The 20,735-nt window shown below is 63.8% G+C and carries 21 protein-coding genes; 14 read left to right on the forward strand and 7 right to left on the reverse strand.

Annotated elements, in window-relative coordinates:
• The first annotated feature begins 42 nt into the window (after positions 1-42).
• The 3 genes from spoT to JV551A3_RS00320 are packed head-to-tail and all read left to right on the forward strand — an operon-like array spanning position 43 to position 3,345.
• The gene (gene spoT, locus JV551A3_RS00310) at positions 43-2,151 is read left to right on the forward strand and encodes a bifunctional GTP diphosphokinase/guanosine-3',5'-bis pyrophosphate 3'-pyrophosphohydrolase (RefSeq protein WP_013974799.1); all 2,109 of its coding nucleotides are present in this window, start codon (positions 43-45) and stop codon (positions 2,149-2,151) included.
• 23 nt (positions 2,152-2,174) lie between these two features.
• Entirely contained in the window at positions 2,175-2,555 is a 381-nt protein-coding gene (locus tag JV551A3_RS00315) for a RidA family protein (protein WP_009684531.1), read from the forward strand.
• Positions 2,556-2,613: 58 nt separating this feature from the next.
• Positions 2,614-3,345, forward strand: a complete 732-nt coding sequence (locus JV551A3_RS00320; RefSeq protein ID WP_133969742.1) for a hypothetical protein — start codon at positions 2,614-2,616, stop codon at positions 3,343-3,345.
• A gap of 129 nt (positions 3,346-3,474) precedes the next feature.
• On the opposite strand, the gene JV551A3_RS00325 is transcribed toward JV551A3_RS00320, so the two are convergent.
• The gene (locus tag JV551A3_RS00325; protein WP_133969743.1) at positions 3,475-4,332 is read right to left on the reverse strand and encodes an SDR family oxidoreductase; all 858 of its coding nucleotides are present in this window, start codon (positions 4,330-4,332) and stop codon (positions 3,475-3,477) included.
• A gap of 190 nt (positions 4,333-4,522) precedes the next feature.
• On the opposite strand from JV551A3_RS00325, the gene exbB reads away from it, so the two are divergent.
• The 6 genes from exbB to JV551A3_RS00355 all read left to right on the forward strand — a co-directional run bounded on the left by exbB (position 4,523) and on the right by JV551A3_RS00355 (position 11,242).
• On the forward strand, positions 4,523-5,497 hold the full coding sequence (gene exbB / locus JV551A3_RS00330; protein WP_133969744.1) for a tonB-system energizer ExbB: 975 nt from the start codon (positions 4,523-4,525) through the stop codon (positions 5,495-5,497).
• A gap of 3 nt (positions 5,498-5,500) precedes the next feature.
• Positions 5,501-5,929, forward strand: coding sequence for a TonB system transport protein ExbD (gene exbD, locus JV551A3_RS00335; protein WP_133969745.1), 429 nt, complete (start codon positions 5,501-5,503; stop codon positions 5,927-5,929).
• A complete protein-coding gene (locus tag JV551A3_RS00340) occupies positions 5,926-6,657 on the forward strand; it encodes an energy transducer TonB (RefSeq protein ID WP_112249426.1) in 732 nt (243 codons plus the stop codon). The genes exbD and JV551A3_RS00340 overlap by 4 nt, the downstream gene beginning before the upstream one ends.
• A 94-nt stretch (positions 6,658-6,751) precedes the next feature.
• Positions 6,752-7,678: a hydrogen peroxide-inducible genes activator gene (locus JV551A3_RS00345; protein ID WP_133969746.1), complete on the forward strand. Its 927-nt coding sequence runs from the start codon at positions 6,752-6,754 to the stop codon at positions 7,676-7,678.
• Positions 7,679-7,681: 3 nt separating this feature from the next.
• The gene (recG, locus tag JV551A3_RS00350; protein ID WP_133969747.1) at positions 7,682-9,760 is read left to right on the forward strand and encodes an ATP-dependent DNA helicase RecG; all 2,079 of its coding nucleotides are present in this window, start codon (positions 7,682-7,684) and stop codon (positions 9,758-9,760) included.
• Positions 9,761-9,838: 78 nt separating this feature from the next.
• Positions 9,839-11,242 carry an aminoacyl-tRNA deacylase and HDOD domain-containing protein gene (locus tag JV551A3_RS00355; protein WP_112249428.1) on the forward strand — a complete coding sequence of 468 codons (1,404 nt, stop codon included), beginning with the start codon at positions 9,839-9,841 and terminating at the stop codon, positions 11,240-11,242.
• Between the two features lie 129 nt (positions 11,243-11,371).
• Here the strand turns inward: JV551A3_RS00355 and JV551A3_RS00365 are convergent, their stop codons facing one another.
• The 4 genes from JV551A3_RS00365 to JV551A3_RS00380 form a co-directional block, all read right to left on the reverse strand.
• Positions 11,372-11,746 (reverse strand): helicase, encoded by a 375-nt coding sequence (locus JV551A3_RS00365; RefSeq protein ID WP_112249429.1) that lies wholly within the window; start codon positions 11,744-11,746, stop codon positions 11,372-11,374.
• Between the two features lie 149 nt (positions 11,747-11,895).
• Positions 11,896-12,195 (reverse strand): HU family DNA-binding protein, encoded by a 300-nt coding sequence (locus tag JV551A3_RS00370; protein ID WP_013974808.1) that lies wholly within the window; start codon positions 12,193-12,195, stop codon positions 11,896-11,898.
• Positions 12,196-12,381: 186 nt separating this feature from the next.
• Positions 12,382-13,530: an NAD(P)/FAD-dependent oxidoreductase gene (locus tag JV551A3_RS00375; protein ID WP_133969748.1), complete on the reverse strand. Its 1,149-nt coding sequence runs from the start codon at positions 13,528-13,530 to the stop codon at positions 12,382-12,384.
• A 16-nt stretch (positions 13,531-13,546) separates the two neighbouring features.
• Positions 13,547-13,714, reverse strand: a complete 168-nt coding sequence (locus JV551A3_RS00380; protein WP_003253349.1) for a rubredoxin — start codon at positions 13,712-13,714, stop codon at positions 13,547-13,549.
• A 230-nt stretch (positions 13,715-13,944) separates the two neighbouring features.
• Between JV551A3_RS00380 and JV551A3_RS00385 the strand changes: the two genes are divergently transcribed.
• Together JV551A3_RS00385 and ubiA are read left to right on the forward strand one after the other, a co-directional pair.
• Positions 13,945-14,502: a chorismate--pyruvate lyase family protein gene (locus JV551A3_RS00385; protein WP_133969749.1), complete on the forward strand. Its 558-nt coding sequence runs from the start codon at positions 13,945-13,947 to the stop codon at positions 14,500-14,502.
• Positions 14,502-15,392, forward strand: a complete 891-nt coding sequence (gene ubiA, locus JV551A3_RS00390) for a 4-hydroxybenzoate octaprenyltransferase (RefSeq protein ID WP_133969750.1) — start codon at positions 14,502-14,504, stop codon at positions 15,390-15,392. Before JV551A3_RS00385 ends, ubiA begins: the two co-directional genes overlap by 1 nt.
• 117 nt (positions 15,393-15,509) lie before the next feature.
• Here the strand turns inward: ubiA and JV551A3_RS00395 are convergent, their stop codons facing one another.
• Entirely contained in the window at positions 15,510-15,881 is a 372-nt protein-coding gene (locus JV551A3_RS00395; RefSeq protein ID WP_133969751.1) for a COG4315 family predicted lipoprotein, read from the reverse strand.
• Between the two features lie 172 nt (positions 15,882-16,053).
• On the opposite strand from JV551A3_RS00395, the gene phoB reads away from it, so the two are divergent.
• The 3 genes from phoB (at position 16,054) to JV551A3_RS00410 (ending at position 19,586) form a co-directional block, all read left to right on the forward strand.
• Positions 16,054-16,743, forward strand: a complete 690-nt coding sequence (gene phoB, locus JV551A3_RS00400) for a phosphate regulon transcriptional regulator PhoB (RefSeq protein WP_003253341.1) — start codon at positions 16,054-16,056, stop codon at positions 16,741-16,743.
• Between the two features lie 48 nt (positions 16,744-16,791).
• A complete protein-coding gene (gene phoR / locus JV551A3_RS00405) occupies positions 16,792-18,099 on the forward strand; it encodes a phosphate regulon sensor histidine kinase PhoR (RefSeq protein WP_133969752.1) in 1,308 nt (435 codons plus the stop codon).
• Between the two features lie 146 nt (positions 18,100-18,245).
• On the forward strand, positions 18,246-19,586 hold the full coding sequence (locus tag JV551A3_RS00410; protein ID WP_133978220.1) for a hemolysin family protein: 1,341 nt from the start codon (positions 18,246-18,248) through the stop codon (positions 19,584-19,586).
• 117 nt (positions 19,587-19,703) lie between these two features.
• On the opposite strand, the gene JV551A3_RS00415 is transcribed toward JV551A3_RS00410, so the two are convergent.
• A complete protein-coding gene (locus JV551A3_RS00415; RefSeq protein WP_133969754.1) occupies positions 19,704-20,600 on the reverse strand; it encodes a M23 family metallopeptidase in 897 nt (298 codons plus the stop codon).
• Positions 20,601-20,735 lie beyond the last annotated feature (135 nt).

Raw genomic sequence — 20,735 nt, forward strand, 5'->3', positions numbered from 1 at the left:
TCGCACGGCGCAAGGCCCCCTTCCTCGGCAGGAGGTAAACCCATGCCGGGTATAGAAGCCTTGGCCGAACGGCTGTCGACCTATCTTGGCCCCGAACAGGTCAACCTGGTCCGGCGTGCCTATTTCTACGCCGAACAGGCCCACGATGGGCAGCGCCGCCGCAGTGGCGAGCCCTACGTGACCCACCCGCTGGCCGTGGCCAGCATCCTCGCTGACATGCACATGGACCATCAGAGCCTGATGGCGGCCATGCTGCACGATGTGATCGAAGATACCGGCATCGCCAAGGAAGCACTCAGCCAGCAGTTTGGCGAGACCGTGGCCGAACTGGTCGACGGGGTCAGCAAGCTGACCCAGATGAACTTCGAGACCAAGGCCGAGGCGCAGGCCGAAAACTTCCAGAAGATGGCCATGGCCATGGCCCGCGATATCCGCGTGATCCTGGTCAAGCTGGCCGACCGCCTGCACAACATGCGCACCCTGGAAGTGCTGTCTGGCGAAAAACGCCGGCGCATCGCCAAGGAAACCCTCGAGATCTACGCCCCCATCGCCAATCGCCTGGGCATGCACACCGTGCGCGTGGAGTTCGAGGACCTCGGCTTCAAGGCCATGCATCCGATGCGTTCGTCGCTGATCCACCGTGCGGTGAAAAGCGCTCGCGGCAACCGCAAGGAAATCGTCGCCAAGATCGAGCATTCGCTGGCCAACTGCCTGGCTGCCGACGGCATCGAGGGCGAGGTCAGCGGCCGACAGAAACACCTCTATGGCATCTACAAGAAGATGCGCGGCAAGCGCCGCGCCTTCAACGAAATCATGGACGTGTACGCCTTCCGCATCGTCGTCGACAAGGTAGACACCTGCTACCGCGTACTCGGTGCGGTGCACAACCTGTACAAGCCGCTGCCTGGCCGCTTCAAGGATTACATCGCGATCCCCAAGGCCAACGGCTACCAGTCGTTGCACACCACGCTGTTCGGCATGCACGGCGTGCCCATCGAAATCCAGATCCGCACCCGCGAGATGGAGGAGATGGCCAACAACGGCATCGCCGCGCACTGGCTGTACAAGTCCAATGACGACGAGCAGCCCAAGGGCAGCCACGCCCGCGCCCGCCAGTGGGTCAAGGGCATCCTCGAGCTGCAGCAACGTGCCGGCAACTCGCTGGAATTCATCGAGAGCGTGAAGATCGACCTGTTCCCGGACGAGGTCTACGTGTTCACGCCCAAAGGCCGCATCATGGAGCTGCCCAAAGGCTCCACGGCCGTCGACTTCGCCTACGCGGTGCACACCGACGTCGGCAACAGCTGCATCGCCTGCCGCATCAACCGCCGCTTGGCGCCGCTGTCCGAACCGCTGCAAAGCGGCTCGACGGTGGAAATCGTCAGCGCCCCGGGCGCACGGCCGAACCCGGCCTGGCTCAACTTCGTGGTTACCGGCAAGGCGCGTACGCACATCCGCCACGCGCTCAAGCAGCAGCGTCGCTCCGAGTCCATCAGCCTGGGTGAACGCCTGCTGAACAAGGTGCTCACCGGCTTCGACAGCAGCCTGGAGATGATCCCCCAGGAACGTATCCAGGCGATTCTCGCCGAGTACCGCCTGGAACTGATCGAAGACCTGCTCGAAGACATCGGCCTGGGCAACCGCATGGCCTACGTGGTCGCACGCCGCCTGCTGTCGGCCGAAGGCGAGCAGTTGCCAGCACCGGAAGGCCCGCTGGCGATCCGCGGTACCGAAGGCCTGGTGCTGAGCTACGCCAAGTGCTGCACGCCGATCCCGGGCGACCCGATCGTGGGCCACCTGTCAGCCGGCAAGGGCATGGTCGTGCACCTGGAAAACTGCCGCAACATCAGTGAAATCCGCCACAACCCCGAGAAATGCGTACAGCTCTCCTGGGCCAAGGACATCACCGGTGAATTCAATGTCGAGCTGCGTGTCGAACTGGAGCACCAGCGCGGCCTGATTGCCTTGCTGGCCAGCAGTGTCAACGCTGCCGACGGCAACATCGAGAAAATCAGCATGGACGAACGCGACGGCCGTATCAGCGTGGTCCAACTGGTGGTCAGCGTGCACGACCGCGTGCACCTGGCGCGTGTGATCAAGAAGCTGCGTACCCTGACCGGTGTGGTCCGCATCACCCGCATGCGTACGTAGTCCGCCAACCGCAAGGAGTCATCATGAGCAAGACCGTCATCAACAGCGACAAGGCCCCTGCCGCCATCGGCACCTACTCGCAGGCGATCAAGGCCGGCAACACCGTGTACATGTCGGGCCAGATCCCGCTGGACCCGAAGACCATGGAACTGGTCGAAGGCTTCGAAGCCCAGACCGTACAAGTGTTCGAGAACCTCAAGGCCGTGGCTGAAGCTGCTGGCGGTTCGTTCAAGGACATCGTCAAGCTGAACATCTTCCTCACCGACCTGAGCCACTTCGCCAAGGTCAACGAGGTGATGGGCCGCTACTTCGAGCAGCCTTACCCGGCCCGCGCCGCCATCGGCGTTGCCGCGCTGCCGAAAGGCGCCCAGGTCGAAATGGACGCCATCCTGGTCATCGAATGATGCCCCGGTGACGGGCGCCCTGCCCGTCACCTTCCCTTCTCTGCAAGGTTACCCCGTCATGCGTCAAGCACTGCCCCTAGCGCTGGCAGCCCTGCTTCTGGGCGGCTGCGCCAGCCACAAACCCGAAGATTTCAACGGCACCTGGATCAACCAGGACGCCATCAATGCGGCCGTCAAGGGCGGCAGCCTGCGCCAGGCGCTCAATGAGCACGGGCCGGTGTTCGAGTGGAAGCTCGACGTTGCCAGCCAACAGGCCAGCTACAGCAATGGTTTCGAAGCGGCCGACGGCCAGCTGAGCGCCACCGACAAGCAATGGCAGGCCAGCTTCCAGGGCGGCCAGACCGAACAGCTGTCGCTCGATGGCGACGAACTGCAGGCTGTCGATCAAAACGGCGGCAAGCAGACCTTCGTGCGCGCCAAAGCGCCGACGGCGGCCAATGCGCCACTGGGCAGCAGCTTCGAGAAAGCCCTGTACCAGGCCTATCTGGGCGGCAACTGGAAGATTGTCGAAGGCCAGGGCAAAGGTGCCAGCGTGCGCTTCGGCGACACCGGCAACGTCACCGGCCTGCCGGGGCCGGACCGTTTCGCCCTGTGCCTGGCGGGTGATTGCGCGACCATGGGTGGCAGCAACGACAGCCTGTGGCTGGAGCGCAACCAGCGTGGCGCGCCGTTCATCCTCAAGCGCGATGGCGACAAGCTGGAGATCTTCCAGGCGGTGAACCGTGCGCAGCCGGATGAAATGCCAGTGTTGGCGGCCGGTAAGCGCCAGTGGGTGCTGGAGCTGGATTGATACTTGCTGAATCGCGGCCGAACACACCGGCCTCTTCGCGGGTAAACCCGCTCCCACAGGTACACCGCCAGGCTTGAAACCAGTGGTATATCTGTGGGAGCGGGTTTACCCGCGAAGAGGCCATTAGCCTCAGCACAGGCCTTTCAGGATGGCCGCATAACCTTCCTTGTAGCTCGGATACACCGGCGCCCAGCCCAACGCCCGCGCCCGGGCATTGCTGCAGCGCTTGCTGCCGGTACGGCGCACTCGCTGCTCATCCGACCACTCCGTTACTCCCATGTACGCCCGCAGCCAAGCCACCACATCGGCCAGTGGCGCCGGGTCGTCGTCGACGCCGATGTAGCAGTCGTCCAGCACCTTGCCGTCGGCATCCGCCTGCAACAGGAACGCCAACAGGCCGGCAGCATCCTCGGCATGGATGCGGTTGCCATACAGCGGCGGCTCCTCGGCCACGCGGTAGCCCTGGCGCACCTGGCTGAGCAGCCACTCGCGGCCGGGGCCATAGATGCCGGTCAGGCGCACCACGCTGGCCGGGAGGCCGCTGGCCAGTGCCAGCCGTTCAGCCTCCAGCATCAACCGCCCGGAATAACCTTCAGGCTCGGTGGCCGCGCCTTCTTCGATCCACTCGCCGTCCTTCTGTGCATAAACGCTGCTGCTGGACACGAACAGCAGGCGCCGTGGGCGTTGGCCACGCTCGGTCAGCCAGGCCAGCACATGGCGCAAACCGTCGACATAGGCTGCCTGGTAACCCGCCTCGTCGTGCTGGCTGGCCGCCACGCAGTACACCAGGTAGTCCGGCGCGCGCTGCGGCCAGGCGTCGGGAACCGATGGCACGGACAAGTCCGCTGCCACCGGCACGACACCCGCAGGCAACTGCCCGACCGATCGACGCAGGCCGCTCACCTGCCAACCGCGCGCAAGCATCTGCCGGGCAAGGCGCCCGCCTACATCACCACATCCCACCACCATCACGGAAAGGCCTGACATCTCTAAACTCCCTAGACCAATTGATCAGCCCGACCACGCTACACGATGGATGGCTAGACCATAGGCGAAAAAAGCAACAAGATTACTTTTGTTAACAAGAATTACTTGCAATAATGCTCGCCAAATTGTTCTCGGCCTACCTCGAGGCCTTGGAGAACGCTCACTTCATTCTTCATCAGGTCCGGCCAGCATGACACGTACTCAACCTTCCGCTTCGCCAACCCCGTCGCGCACCTGGCGCGCCATTGCCGCGCTGACACTCAGCCTGGTGCTGGCCCCGGTGGCCATGGCCGATGAGCCAACTGCCAATGCTGCCACGCCTGCAGCCGCTACTGCACCAGCTGCCCCGGCAACTGCTCCAGTCGCAGCACCGGCTGACGGCGCAGTTGCCGCCACCCCGGCTGATGCCCCGGTCGCGGTAGACCCGAGCGTCGAAGCCCTGGTCGAAGACACCTCGCTGGGCATGGCCCACGACCTGTCCCCATGGGGCATGTACAAGAACGCCGACGTGGTGGTGAAGGCGGTCATGATCGGCCTGGCCATCGCCTCCATCATCACCTGGACCATCTGGATCGCCAAAGGCTTCGAGCTGATGGGCGCCAAGCGTCGCCTGCGTGGTGAAATCGCCCTGCTGAAGAAATCCGCCAGCCTCAAGGAAGCCAGCGAGGTTTCCAACAAAGAAGGCACCCTGGCCCACACCCTGGTCCACGATGCCCTCGAAGAGATGCGCCTGTCGGCCAACGCCCGCGAAAAAGAAGGCATCAAGGAGCGCGTCAGCTTCCGCCTGGAGCGCCTGGTACACGCTAGCGGCCGCACCATGAGCAGCGGCACTGGCGTACTCGCCACCATCGGCTCCACTGCGCCATTCGTCGGCCTGTTCGGTACCGTATGGGGCATCATGAACAGCTTCATCGGCATCGCCAAGACCCAGACCACCAACCTGGCCGTGGTTGCCCCGGGTATCGCCGAAGCCCTGCTGGCCACCGCACTGGGCCTGGTCGCAGCAATTCCGGCCGTGGTCATCTACAACGTCTTCGCCCGCTCCATCGCCGGCTACAAGGCCCAGGTGTCCGACGCCTCCGCCCAGGTGCTGCTGCTGGTCAGCCGTGACCTGGACCACCAGGGCAGCGATCGCGTTGCCCCGCACATGGTGAAAGTGGGGTAAGCCATGGGCCTGCATCTCAACGAAGGTGGCGACGACCTCGCCGAAAACCACGAAATCAACGTTACGCCGTTCATCGACGTAATGCTGGTGCTGCTGATCATCTTCATGGTCGCAGCCCCCTTGGCCACGGTCGACATCAAGGTCGACCTGCCGGCCTCGACCGCCAAGCCGGCACCGAGGCCCGAGAAACCTGTGTTCGTCAGCGTCAAGGCCGACCAGAAGTTGTACGTCGGTGACGATCAGGTCCCTGCCCCCGACCAGCTTGGCCCGATGCTCGATGCCAAGACCAAGGGCGACAAGGAAACCACCATCTTCTTCCAGGCTGACAAAGGCGTGGATTACGGTGACCTGATGGACGTGATGAACAACATGCGCACGGCCGGCTACCTGAAAGTCGGTCTGGTAGGTCTCGAGACGGCAGCCAAGAAATGACAAGAACGCGCTCTAACATGGCGCGCTACGGTGGCAGTCTGGCGATCGTGCTGGGCGTGCACGTGGTCGCCGTGCTGCTGACGCTCAACTGGTCGGTGCCCCAGGCCATCGAGCTGCCCCCGGCAGCCATGATGGTCGAACTGGCGCCGTTGCCAGAGCCTGCGCCACCACCGCCCCCTAAAGCGGCGCCGCAGCCACCGGCACCGGTCGAGGAACCGCCGCTGCCGAAGCTGGCCGAGGCCCCCAAACCCAAGATCGCCATTGCCAAGCCGCCCAAGCCGAAGGCCAAGCCGCAGCCGCCGAAGCCCGAGAAAAAGCCTGAGCCGCCGAAGGAAGCTCCACCGACCGAACAAACGGTTGACGCACCGCCCAGCAACACGCCACCGCAGAAGTCCGCGGCACCGGCGCCGAGCATTGCGTCCAACAGCAACGCCCTGCCGACCTGGCAGAGCGACCTGCTGCGTCACCTGGCCAAGTACAAGCGTTACCCGGAAGACGCGCGCCGTCGCGGCCTGCAGGGCATCAACCGCCTGCGCTTCGTGGTCGACGCCGAAGGCAAGGTGGTTTCGTACTCCATGGCCGGTGGCTCGGGTAGTGCCGCCCTGGACCGGGCGACACTGGAAATGATTCGTCGGGCCGGCACGGTACCCAAGCCGCCACCCGAGTTGCTGAACAATGGCACGATCGAAGTCGTGGCACCGTTCGTCTACTCGCTGGACCGCCGCTGAGACTTTTGCTTCTGTCACAAATCGGCAAGTCTGATAACGTGCGTCTATCGATTGCAGCCGCTATGCTGGGCTCGCAACTTCATGGACGCACGTTATGACCCTCACAGAATTACGCTACATCGTCACACTCGCCCAGGAACAGCACTTCGGCCATGCCGCCGAGCGCTGCCATGTGAGCCAGCCGACCCTGTCGGTCGGTGTGAAGAAGCTCGAGGATGAGCTTGGCGTGTTGATCTTCGAGCGCAGCAAGAGCGCGGTCCGCCTGACCCCGGTCGGCGAAAGCATCGTCGCCCAGGCACAAAAGGTGCTGGAGCAGGCCCAGGGCATTCGCGAACTGGCCCAGGCCGGCAAGAATCAGCTCACCGCCCCGCTCAAGGTCGGTGCCATCTACACCGTCGGCCCGTACCTGTTCCCGCACCTGATCCCGCAGCTGCACCGCGTGGCGCCGCAGATGCCGCTGTACATCGAAGAGAACTTCACCCATGTACTGCGCGAAAAGCTGCGCAACGGTGAACTGGACGCGGTGATCATCGCCCTGCCGTTCAACGAAGCCGACGTGCTGACCCTGCCGCTGTACGATGAACCGTTCTGCGCCCTGATGCCGGCCGACCACCCGTGGACGGCGAAAAAGACCATCGACACCGCCATGCTCAACGACAAGAGCCTGTTGCTGCTTGGTGAAGGCCACTGCTTCCGCGACCAGGTACTGGAAGCCTGCCCAACGCTGAACAAGGGCGGTGAAGGATCCAAGCACACCACGGTGGAGTCCAGCTCGCTGGAAACCATCCGCCACATGGTAGCCTCGGGCCTTGGCGTGTCGATTCTGCCGCTATCGGCGGTGCACAGCCACCATTACGCCCCCGGCGTCATCGAGGTTCGCCCACTGACTGCACCGGCTCCATTCCGCACCGTGGCCATCGCCTGGCGCGCCAGCTTCCCGCGGCCAAAGGCCATCGAGATCCTCGCCGACTCGATCCGCCTGTGCTCGGTCGCCAAAACCCCAGCGGAACAGCCGGCCTGAGTCATGAGTGAGCTGTCGAAGGTCCCGGTCACGGTACTCAAGGGGGTTGGCGAGGCCATGGCGGAGAAACTCGCCAAGGTCGGCCTGGAGAACCTGCAGGATGTATTGTTCCACCTGCCCCTGCGCTATCAGGACCGCACCCGCGTGGTGCCGATCGGCCAACTGCGCCCTGGCCAGGACGCGGTGATCGAGGGGGTAGTCAGCGGCGCCGACGTGACCATGGGCAAGCGCCGCAGCCTGGTGGTGCGCCTGGGTGACGGCACCGGTGTACTGAGCCTGCGCTTCTACCACTTCAGCAACGCGCAGAAGGAGGGCCTCAAGCGTGGCACCCACCTGCGCTGCTACGGCGAGGCCCGCCCCGGCGCTTCGGGCCTGGAAATCTACCACCCGGAATACCGCGCGCTGAACGGCGACGAACCACCGCCACCGGTCGAGCAGACCCTGACACCGATCTACCCGTCCACCGAAGGCCTCACCCAGCAACGCCTGCGCCTGCTGTGCCAGCAGAGCCTGGGCCTGCTCGGCCCGCGCAGCCTGCCGGACTGGCTGCCCGACGAACTGGCCCGGGACTACCAGCTGGCGCCGCTGGACGATGCCATCCGCTACCTGCACAACCCGCCGGCCGATGCCGACCTCGACGAGCTTGCCGAAGGCCAGCACTGGGCCCAGCACCGCCTGGCCTTCGAAGAACTGCTGACCCACCAGCTGTCGCAGCAACGCCTGCGCGAAAGCCTGCGCAGCCTGCGCGCGCCGGTGCTGCCCAAGGCCCAGCGCCTGCAGGCGCAATACCTGGCCAACTTGGGCTTCCAACCGACCGGCGCGCAGCAGCGGGTGGCCAACGAAATTGCCTACGACCTCAGCCAGCACGAGCCGATGATGCGCCTGGTGCAAGGCGATGTGGGTGCCGGCAAGACCGTGGTCGCCGCCCTAGCCGCGCTGCAGGCCCTGGAAGCCGGCTACCAGGTGGCCTTGATGGCGCCTACCGAGATCCTCGCCGAACAGCACTACATCACCTTCAAGCGCTGGCTCGAACCGCTGGGCATCGAAGTGGCCTGGCTGGCCGGCAAGCTCAAGGGCAAGGCCCGGGCAGCCGCCCTGGAGCAGATCGCCAACGGTGCGCCAATGGTGGTCGGCACCCACGCGCTGTTCCAGGAAGAAGTGAAGTTCAAGCACCTGGCCCTGGCGATCATCGATGAACAGCACCGTTTTGGCGTGCAGCAACGCCTGGCCCTGCGCAAAAAGGGCGTGGCCGGCGAATTGTGCCCGCACCAGCTGATCATGACCGCCACGCCAATTCCGCGCACCCTGGCCATGAGCGCCTATGCCGACCTGGACACCTCGGTGCTCGACGAGCTGCCGCCCGGGCGCACACCGGTGAACACCGTGCTGGTGGCCGACAGCCGCCGCTTCGAAGTGGTCGAGCGGGTGCGCGCCGCCTGCGCCGAAGGGCGCCAGGCCTATTGGGTGTGCACCCTGATCGAAGAATCCGAAGAACTGACCTGCCAGGCCGCCGAAAGCACCTATGAGGAGCTGGGCAGCGCCTTGGGCGAGTTGCGGGTGGGGCTGATCCACGGGCGCATGAAACCGGCGGAAAAGGCTGAGATCATGGCCGAATTCAAAGCCGGCAACCTGCAGTTGCTGGTCGCCACCACGGTCATCGAGGTGGGTGTGGACGTGCCCAATGCCAGCCTGATGATCATCGAGAACCCCGAGCGCCTGGGCCTTGCCCAGTTGCACCAGCTGCGCGGCCGGGTTGGTCGGGGCAGCGCCGTCAGCCATTGCGTGCTGCTGTACCACCCGCCACTGTCGCAGATCGGCCGCGAGCGGCTAGGGATCATGCGGGAAACCAACGACGGCTTCATCATCGCCGAGAAAGACCTGGAGCTGCGTGGCCCGGGCGAGATGCTAGGTACCCGCCAGACCGGCCTGTTACAGTTCAAAGTCGCCGACCTGATGCGCGACGCCGACCTGCTGCCGGCCGTACGCGACGCCGCCCAGGCCCTGATCGCACGCTGGCCAGAGCACGTCAGCCCATTGCTTGATCGCTGGCTGCGTCATGGCCAGCAATATGGCCAAGTGTGACGCTAGTCCCATAATGGATCCAGTTTTGCCCCTAGGCTGGTTATACTTCGCGTTTAAAAGAATCAGTGGATACGGACCATGACTGAAGTTGCCCTGGACACCGCAACCCCACACGCTCCCTCGGTCATCCGGCTGCTGCTCGACAAACTCGGCGTGGCCTACCGCGAGGTGGTCGAACATCCGCACCTGCCGGCAGCGGCGCGGGTACAGACCGTGCTGCTCGACGACGAGGTCGGCGCCATGATGGTGCTGTTCCCGCAGAGCCAGCTGCTGGACCTCGATCGCCTGGCGGAACTGACTGGGCGCAAGCTCACCGCGGTGTCGGTGCCGCGCCTGAAGCAGATGCTGGACAAGCACCAGCTCAAGGCATTGCCAGGTATCCCGGCGCTGACCAGCTCGCCGTGCCAGTACGAAAAAAGCCTGCTCGACGCCGAAACCGTGTTTATCCAGTCTGGCGAAGCCGGCCTGCTGCTGGAAATCGAACGCGCGCACTTCAAGCGCATGCTGGCCAAGGCAAGCGCCAGCAGCTTCGGTCAGGAAGTCGAGGCGATCAGCCCCAACCTCGATCGCCCCGATGATGACACTCGGGAAATCACCAATGCCGTCCAGGCCTTCACTGCCCGGCGCATCCACAAGCGCCTGGAAGAAACCATCGAAATTCCGCCGCTGGCCGACACCGCGCAAAAGATCATCAAGCTGCGGGTAGACCCCAACGCGAGCATCGACGATATCACCGGCGTGGTCGAGACCGACCCGGCGCTGGCTGCGCAGGTGGTGAGCTGGGCGGCATCACCCTACTACGCCTCACCGGGCAAGATCCGCTCGGTGGAAGATGCCATCGTGCGCGTGCTGGGCTTCGACCTGGTGATCAACCTGGCCCTTGGCCTGGCGCTGGGCAAGACCCTGAGCCTGCCGAAAGACCACCCGCAGCAGGCCACGCCGTACTGGCAGCAGTCGATCTACACCGCCGCGATCATCGAAGGCCTGACCCGCGCCATGCCACGGGCCGAGCGCCCCGAGGCCGGCCTGACCTACCTGGCCGGGCTGCTGCACAACTTCGGCTATTTACTGTTGGCGCACGTGTTCCCGCCGCACTTCTCGCTGATCTGTCGCCACCTGGAGGTCAACCCGCACGTTTGCCACACCTACGTGGAACAACACCTGCTGGGCATCAGCCGCGAGCAGATCGGTGCCTGGTTGATGAAGCTGTGGGACATGCCGGAAGAACTGTCCACCGCGTTGCGCTTCCAGCACGACCCGGCCTATGAAGGCGAGTTTTCGGCGTTCCCCAACCTGGTATGCCTGGCCACCCGCCTGCTGCGCTCGCGGGGGATTGGCTCTGGGCCGCAGCAGGAGATTCCGGACGAGTTGCTGGAGCGGCTGGGTATTACCCGGGACAAGGCCGAGGATGTGGTGAACAAAGTGCTCGAGGCAGAGAGCCTGTTGCGTGAGCTGGCTTCGCAGTTCCACGCACCGCACTGAGCATAAACGCGTAACCTGTGGGAGCGGGCGTGCCCGCGAACACCGGCGAAGCCGGTGCCATACACCGCGTCGTTTGTTTCGCGGGCACGCCCGCTCCCACAGGTAAAGCGCCAACATCCCCGTTGGGTTTCAGCCCTTCTTCTTCGGCTTCAGGTACTTCATCAACCCCTGGAACCACATCACCAGCGCCGGATTGCCCTTGATCTGGATGCTCTTGTCCTGAATCCCCTGCATGAACGCCAACTGCTTGTTACCTGCCTGCATGGTGGCGAAGCCATAGGCGGCGTCCTTGAAGGCAATGGCAAACGCCGGTTGCGGGTGCGCGCCGCCCTTGCTGCTGACGCGTTCGTTGCTGACGATGAAGTGCCGGGCGACCTTGCCGTCCAGGGTCTGCATCTGAAACACCAGGTCCTTGCCCTTGAGCTGCTGCTGGAACGCCGGGTTGTTGCGGCTGGCCCTGGCCATCAACAGCCCCATGGCCCAGAGAAGAAAGCGGAACTTCATCAACGCGCCTCGAATTAAAAGTGACTAAGGCGCGCAGTCTATCCTTTTCCAGAACTATTTATGCAAGTTCGAAACATTTTGCCTGCAGAAAGCACAACGGGCGCTCTAAGGCGCCCGCTTGGCTGACACTGGGGGTTGTCAGGGAGTGATCACTTGCCTTTCTTGGCCGGCTTGACGGGGGCGTTGACGCTGTCACGCAGGTTCTTGCCTGGCTTGAAAGCCACGGTATTGCTGGCCTTGATCTTGACCGGTTCACCGGTTTGCGGGTTCTTGCCGGTACGCGCACCGCGATGACGTTTTTCGAATGTGCCGAAACCGACCAGGGTCACGGTGTCCTTGTCCAGGGCACCCGTGATGCTGTCGAGAATCGCGTTCAAAACCTGATTGGCCTTTTCCTTGGTCAGATCGGCCTTTTCGGCGATGACGGCGGCGAGTTCTGGTTTGCGCATAGTGAAGCCTCTTTGACGGAATTCTTGTTGTTATGCCGTGCTGCCCTTGGAGCAGCGCTCAAGGCACCGCAGGCTCTAATCTGCGGCAGACGGAAGTGAGGATGGCACGTGCACAGGGGCCGCGCCAGTATCTGGGCGGCCATTGTGCAAGCAACAACAGGATAAATCCGACAGAACGCCCGCTATTTACGCCATCACGGCCGGCAGCTGGCGATTCAGGGCCAGCTTTTCCATCACGGCCGCCCCGGTGAGGGCGTAGCCCAGCAGCTTGCCGTCTGCATCAAGGCAAAGCACCTTGAGGTCACTGCCCTGTCCCTCCACCTGCCAGGTGCCTTCGTGGCCCTGGGGCGGCGGCGAGACCACCAGTGGGCAGGCCGGGGTTTTCACGGTGATCGGCATCGGCCCGTAGGCGACCGTTGTCGGCTTGCCGGCCAAGGTTTGCGCCAAGGCCCGGGCACAGCTCATCAGCGGCATCACATAGAGCAGGTTGATGCCATCGACTTCGGCACAGTCGCCAAGGGCAAAGATGTTGGCGTGCGACGTACGCAAGTGGCGGTCCACGCAAACGCCGCGGTTGGTCTGCAGGCCAGCGGCGGCGGCCAGGTCGGTGCGCGGGCGCAGGCCGATGGCCGAAACCACCAGGTCGCAGGCGATCACGCTGCCGTCGGACAGGTGCGCCTCAAGGCCCTTCGCCACCTGCTGCAGGCGGGTCAGTACCGGGCCCAGGTGAAAGCGCACGCCCAGGCCTTCCAGCCCGGCCTGCACGGCAGTGGCAGCGGCCGGGTGCAGCAGGGTCGGCATGATTTGCTCGCACGGCGCCACCACATCGACCTGAAAGCCGCCCAGGCTCATGTCGTTGGCGAATTCGCAGCCGATCAGGCCGGCGCCGAGGATCAGCACACGCTGTTTGCCGGCGGCAGCGGCACGGAAGCGCGCGTAATCTTCCAAGTCGTTGATCGGGAACACCTGTTCGCCGCCGTCGCCTTCGATCGGTACCTGCACGGTCTGCGCACCCCAGGCCAGCACCAGATCGCGGTATTCCACCGCCTCTTCACCAATCCACAAACGCTTGTGGCCCGGGTCGATGCCGCTGATACGGGTATGGGTGCGAATTTCGGCATTCAGTTGCTCGGCCATGGCGCCCGGCTCGGCCATGCACAGGCCGTCGGCGTCCTTCTGCTTGGCAAAGCCGGTAGACAGCATGGGCTTGGAGTAGGAACGACCGTCATCGGCGGTGATCAGCAGCAGCGGCGTCTGCGCATCAAGCTTGCGAAATTCACGGGCCAGGTTGTAGCCCGCAAGGCCGGTACCGATGATTACCACAGGGGACGTCATGTCGTGCTTTCCTCGATTAGCCGATGGAGATCATTTCAAAGTCGCTCTTGCCCACGCCGCAGTCGGGGCACAGCCAGTCTTCAGGCACATCTTCCCAGCGGGTGCCGGGGGCGATGCCGTCGTCGGGCCAGCCTTCGGCTTCGTCGTAGATCAGGCCACAGACAATACATTGCCACTTTTTCATGGGGGTGGGTTTCCTCGGTTCAGGCTGGGGCTTTGTGTTGCTGCTGATGGCCTCTTCGCGAGCACGCCCGCTCCCACAGGAGTCGTGCATAACCTGTGGGAGCGGGCGCGCCCGCGAAACGGCCAGCGCGCAATGCGTGGGGCTTTGTAGCGGCCCTGTCGGCAGTATGCAAGCAGTCAGGGCAATCATGCTAAGCTCGCCGCCTCTCTGGTTGTAACAAGCAGACCGACGTGTCGTACGAATCCCCGCAAGCAGCCGCTGTCGCGTGGCTGCCGTATTCACAGCTGGCGACCGATCTCGACCAGCCCACCCTTGACTGGCTGTTCGACGAGGGCTCGCTGACCCGCCGCCTGACCCGCCTGTCCAACGATCACTTCTCCGTCACCCCGCTGTTCGAGGGCTGGCAACCGCTGCGCGATGACGAATGCCAGGCACTGGGTATCGCCGCCGGCGCCGAAGGCTGGGTACGCGAGGTGTACCTGCGCGGCCATGGCCAACCTTGGGTGTTCGCCCGCAGCGTCGCCAGCCGCAGCGCCCTGGAGCGCGGCGGGCTGGACCTGGAAACCCTGGGCAGCCGTTCGCTGGGCGAGTTGCTGTTCTGTGACCAGGCGTTCATCCGCCACCCCATCGAGGTGTGCAGTTATCCCCAGGCCTGGCTACCGAGCGAAGCGGCCCACGCGGCGCTGTGGGGCCGCCGTTCGCGCTTTGAACGTGGCGGCCTGGACCTGCTGGTGGCAGAGGTGTTTCTGCCAGCATTGTGGCAAGCGGCCAAGGAGGAAAACCGCTGATGTACCTGCAACTGCTCAAGTCGCTCAACCACCTGCACCCGCGGGCCTGGGACTTCGTCCAGCTCAGCCGCATGGATCGACCGATTGGTATCTACCTGCTGCTGTGGCCGACCTTGTCGGCGGTGTGGATTGCCGGCAACGGGTCACCGACCCTGGCCAACGTGCTGATCTTCGGCCTCGGTGTGGTGCTGATGCGCGCCGCAGGTTGCTGCATCAACGACTTTGCTGACCGCAAGGTGGACGGCCATGTCAAACGCACCGCCGACCGCCCCCTGGCCAGCGGCCGGGTCCGCCCGCGCGAAGCACTGGCGCTGTTCGCCATCCTGGTCGGCGTGAGCTTCCTGCTGGTGTTGTGCACCAATAGCCGCACGGTGTGGCTTTCGTTCGGTGCGGTAGCACTGGCGTTCTGCTATCCGTTCATGAAGCGCTACACCTATTACCCGCAGGTGGTGCTTGGGGCAGCGTACTCCTGGGGTATTCCCATGGCCTTCACCGCAGCGGGTGGCGAACTGCCGGCCAGCGCCTGGCTGCTGTACATCGCCAACTTGCTGTGGACGGTGGGCTACGACACCTACTACGCCATGGTCGACCGTGATGACGACCTGAAGATCGGCGTGAAGTCGACCGCTATCCTGTTCGGCGACGCCGACCGCACCATCATCCTGACCTTGCAGCTGCTGTCGCTGGGCTGCCTGTTGCTGGCCGGCAGCCGCTTCGAGCTGGGTGGCTGGTTCCACCTGGGGCTGCTGGGCGCGGCGGCGTGCTTTGCCTGGGAGTACTGGTCGACGCGCAAGCTGGACCGGGAGTCGTGCTTCAAGGCGTTTCTGCACAACCACTGGGCGGGGATGCTGGTGTTCATTGGTGTGGTGCTGGATTACGCATTGCGCTGAGGATTCAGGGGGCTGCTTTGCAGCCCTTTCGCGACACAAGGCCGCTCCTACAGGGGATCGCGCATTCCTGTAGGAGCGGCCTTGTGTCGCGATGGGCCGCAACGCGGCCCCGGGATCTCAAGGCTTGGCAACGTGCCAGACGTCCTTCATGCCGTCACCGGTCATATCGCCGGCCTTCTTGTCCTTGATGAAGGTATACAGCGGCTTGCCGTCATAGGCCCACTGCTTGCTGCCGTCATCACGCATCACCACCGTCCACTTGTCCTTGGCCGGTTCGTCATTGGCCTTGACCATCAGCGGCGGCCAGTTGGTGGCGCATTCGCCATTGCACATGGACTTGCCGCCCGCATCCTTGTCGAAGGTGTACAGGGTCATGCCGGCATGGTCGACCAACATGCCGCCCTTCTCCATCGCATGGTCGGCAGAGGCCACCCCCGGTAGCGCCAGCGCAGTGAAAAGGGCCATCCAGCTCAGCGTTTGTCGTGTCATTGGATTCACCATTGTTTCGGGGGGATTGGGTTGAAATTGCCGCGATTGCGGCCCTTTCAAGCCTAGTTCAGTCATGGAATGTCGCCAGAACAGCCAACACCCTGTCACACAGCTGCAATAATTCCGTTATCTAATGCGGGCCAAGACACCGTATCCAGGAGAGGTTTTGAGCATGGTTGGCAGGAACATTCTGATCGTCGACGACGAAGCACCGATTCGCGAGATGATCGCCGTTGCCCTGGAAATGGCCGGCTATGACTGCCTGGAAGCGGAAAACTCCCAACAGGCCCACGCGATCATCGTCGACCGCAAACCGGACCTGATCCTGCTCGACTGGATGCTGCCGGGCACCTCCGGCATCGAATTGGCCCGCCGCCTCAAGCGCGACGAACTGACCGGCGACATCCCGATCATCATGCTCACTGCCAAGGGTGAAGAGGACAACAAGATCCAGGGCCTGGAAGTAGGCGCCGACGATTACATCACCAAGCCGTTCTCGCCGCGCGAGCTGGTCGCCCGCCTGAAAGCCGTGCTGCGCCGCACCGGCCCGAGCGACAGCGAGGCACCGATCGAAGTCGGCGGCCTGCTGCTCGACCCGATCAGCCACCGCGTGACCATCGACGGCAAGCCAGCCGAGATGGGCCCTACCGAATACCGCCTGCTGCAGTTCTTCATGACCCACCAGGAGCGCGCGTACACTCGTGGCCAGTTGCTGGACCAAGTGTGGGGCGGCAATGTCTATGTCGAAGAACGCACCGTCGACGTGCACATCCGCCGCCTGCGCAAGGCGCTGGGTGAAGCCTACGAAAATCTGGTACAAACCGTCCGGGGCACCGGCTACCGCTTCTCGACCAAGAGCTGATCGAGCCGAAAAGCGCCAAGCTGCACGTCGTTGTACAAGGACCGTCAATTGAACCAGAACCGGCACGCGACCCTGATTCGCCACCTGCTGCTGCTGATTACCGTCTGCCTGATCGGCGGGCTGGTCAGCGGCTACTATGGCTGGAGCCTGGCCATCGGCCTGGCGCTCTATCTGGGCTGGACCCTCAAACAACTGCTGCGCCTGCATGACTGGCTGCGCAACCACCAGCCCGACGAAGCACCGCCCGATGGCTACGGCCTGTGGGGCGAAGTGTTCGACAGCATCTACCACCTGCAACGCCGCGACCAGCGCGTGCGCGGCCGCCTGCAAGCGGTGATCGACAGGGTGCAGGAGTCTACCGCCGCACTGCGTGACGCGGTGATCATGCTCGACAGCGACGGCAACCTGGAATGGTGGAACCGCGCCGCCGAGACCCTTCTGGGCTTCAAGACCCCACAGGACGGCGGCCAGCAAGTGACCAACCTGGTGCGCCACCCGCGCTTCAAGGAATACTTCGAGGCGGAAAACTACCTCGAACCGCTGGAAATCCCCTCGCCGATCAACGACCGCATGCGCGTGCAGTTGCACATCACCCGCTATGGCAACAACGAGCACCTGATGCTGGTGCGCGATGTTACCCGCATCCACCAGCTGGAGCAGATGCGCAAGGACTTTGTCGCCAACGTTTCCCACGAGCTGCGCACACCGCTGACGGTGATCACCGGCTACCTGGAAACCCTGCTGGATAATGTCGAGGACGTGAATCCGCGCTGGAGCCGAGCCCTGCAGCAGATGAGCCAGCAAGGCTCGCGCATGCAGACACTGCTCAACGACCTGTTGCTGTTGGCCAAGCTGGAGGCCACCGACTACCCGTCGGACAACCAGCCGGTAGCGGTCGATGCCCTGCTCGCCGCGATCAAGAACGACGCCCAGGCCCTGTCCGGGCCCCGCAACCAGCGCATCACCCTGGAAGCCGCGCCCGGCGTGCAGTTGAAGGGAAGCGAGTCGGAGCTGCGCAGCGCCTTTTCCAACCTGGTGTTCAACGCGGTCAAGTACACCCAGGACGAAGGCAGCATCCGTATCCGCTGGTGGGCCGATGCCCAGGGCGCGCACCTTTCGGTGCAGGACTCGGGGGTGGGCATCGATGCCAAGCACCTGCCGCGCCTGACCGAGCGCTTCTACCGGGTCGATTCCAGCCGTGCGTCGAATACCGGCGGCACCGGGTTGGGACTGGCGATCGTCAAGCATGTGCTGATGCGCCACCGCGGCAAGCTGGAAATCAGCAGCGTGCCGGGGCATGGCAGTACCTTTACCTGTCACTTCGCGCCGGCACAATTGGCCAACGGCAAGGGTTGAGGGCCTCGGGGGCCGCTTCGCGGCCCCAAAAAATCCATCGCCCTTTGCTTTTACGGCCCCAGCCGCTACATTGGACCCCCTGTGCCAGCAAGAGCTGGCTCTTTTTTTCTCTCTATCTCGAAGACGGACCCCGTAAAAACTCCATCATGGACCCTTCCCCTGGTATCAGCCTCACCTCGTTATTCGCCGATTTCGGCATGATCATCTTTGCCTTGCTCCTGGTGCTGCTCAACGGCTTCTTCGTTGCCGCCGAGTTCGCCATGGTCAAGCTGCGCGCCACCCGCGTCGAGTCCATCGCCGAGCTGCACGGCTGGCGTGGCAGCATCCTGCGCAAGGTACACAACCAGCTCGACGCCTACCTGTCGGCCTGCCAGCTGGGCATCACCCTCGCCTCGCTGGGCCTGGGCTGGGTCGGTGAACCGGCGTTCGCCCACCTGCTCGAGCCGCTGCTGGCATACCTGGGCGTGGATACGCCCGAGCTGATCAAGGCCATCTCGTTCTTCGTCGCCTTCTTCGTCATCTCGTACCTGCACATCGTGGTCGGCGAGCTGGCGCCCAAGTCCTGGGCCATCCGCAAGCCCGAACTGCTGTCGCTGTGGACCGCCGTGCCGCTATACCTGTTCTACTGGGTGATGTACCCGGCCATCTACCTGCTCAATGCCAGTGCCAACGCCATCCTGCGCATCGCTGGCCAGGGCGAGCCCGGCCCGCACCACGAGCACCACTACAGCCGTGAAGAGCTCAAGCTGATCCTGCACTCCAGCCGTGGCCAGGACCCGAGCGACCAAGGCATGCGCGTGCTGGCCTCGGCCGTGGAAATGGGCGAGCTGGAGGTGGTCGACTGGGCCAACTCGCGCGAGGACATGGTCAGCATCGACGCCCATGCGCCGTTGAAGCAGATCCTGGCCCTGGTGCGCCGTCACAAGTTCAGCCGCTACCCGGTGTACGACGCCGAGCGTGAGGAGTTCACCGGCCTGCTGCATATCAAGGACCTGCTGCTGGAACTGGCCGAACTCGAGCACCTGCCTGAAACCATCGACCTCGACGACCTGGCCCGGCCACTGGAGCGCGTGTCGCGGCACATGCCACTGGCGCAGTTGCTGGAGCAGTTCCGCAAGGGCGGCGCGCACTTCGTGCTGGTGGAGGAAGCCGATGGCAAGGTAATTGGCTACCTGACCATGGAAGACGTGCTGGAAGTGCTAGTAGGCGACATCCAGGACGAACACCGCAAGACCGAGCGCGGCATCCTCGCCTACCAGCCGGGCAAGCTGCTGGTGCGTGGCGACACGCCGCTGTTCAAGGTCGAACGCCTGCTGGGCGTCGACCTTGACCATATCGAGGCGGAAACCCTGGCGGGGCTGGTTTACGAGTCACTCAAGCGAGTGCCTGAAGAAGAGGAAGTGCTGGAGGTTGAAGGGCTGCGCATCATCATCAAGAAGATGAAAGGGCCGAAGATCGTGCTGGCCAAGGTGCTCAAGCTGGATTGATGGCAAGGGGGCTGCTTTGCAGCCCATCGCGACACAAGGCCGCTCCTACAGGGGTTCGCGTATCCCTGTAGGAGCGGCCTTGTGTCGCGATAGGGCCGCAAAGCGGCCCCAAAAATCTCAAGGGTTACCCGCAGTGAAGTCAGGCAACCCTCCGATCGGCCTGTCGAACCGATAAGGTATCGACTCCAGCGCCAACCCCACATTGCGCTGCACCACGAAATGCAGGTGCGGCCCGGTGCTGTTGCCGGTATTGCCCGACTTGGCCAGCATCTGCCCCTGGCGCACTCGTTGCCCCTCCGCTACCACCACCGAACCGCGCATCAGGTGCAGGTACACGCCCATGGTGCCGTCCGGGTGCAGGACCCTGACGAAATTGCCTGACGGGTTGGGGCCGCGCCCGCTCTGGCTGTTCTCCGTCTTCACCACCACCCCTTCCCGCGCCGCGATGATGGTGGTGCCTTCGGGCATGGCGATATCCATGGCATAGCGCCCCTTGGGCCCAAAATGACTGACCCGGCCATTGGGGCCCTGGGTCACGCGGAACGGCCCGCCAATCCAGGGGAATGCATAGCGAAAGCCCTGGGGCCGCTTGCCCGGGTCGCCCATGGCCTGCAGCAGAGTCGAGCGGTAGTTCAACAGCAGCCCGGGCCGCCCCCGGAGCACGCTGAGCATTTGCGTGGTGCGCGGCGGCAGCACCCGGCGCACCGTGCGCGGGGCATTGCCACCTTGTGCGTTCACCAGATTGTCGAGGCGCAACTCAACCTCCACTGGCACATGCAGCTGGTTGCGGGCCGAAAAGCTCACGCCGCCGTTGAAGGTTATCGCGTTCAGCAGCACCTGGCCTTCGGGCACTTCCACCATGGGTACGCGCCGCACAAAGGTTTTGGCACCGGGGCCGGGCCGGTCGGAATAGGAGGTCACACGGCCATCATCGGTGATCTCGTAAATGGTCATGCCCAGGCTCGACGCCGAGGCCATGAGCAATGCACAGAACAGCAGCAGGCGGGCGGGCATGATAGTGGCTTTTTGACAGGTATGATCTGTCGAAGACTAGCAGCGGGTTTTGCGGCGGGTATTGCAGTTGGTCGGATGGCCGTGGGCTTTTGTAGGAGCAGCCTTGTGCTGCGAATGGGCTGCGAAGCAGCCCCG

The sequence above is a fragment of the Pseudomonas inefficax genome (genome assembly GCF_900277125.1).
In the GTDB taxonomy this organism is placed as follows: domain Bacteria; phylum Pseudomonadota; class Gammaproteobacteria; order Pseudomonadales; family Pseudomonadaceae; genus Aquipseudomonas; species Aquipseudomonas inefficax.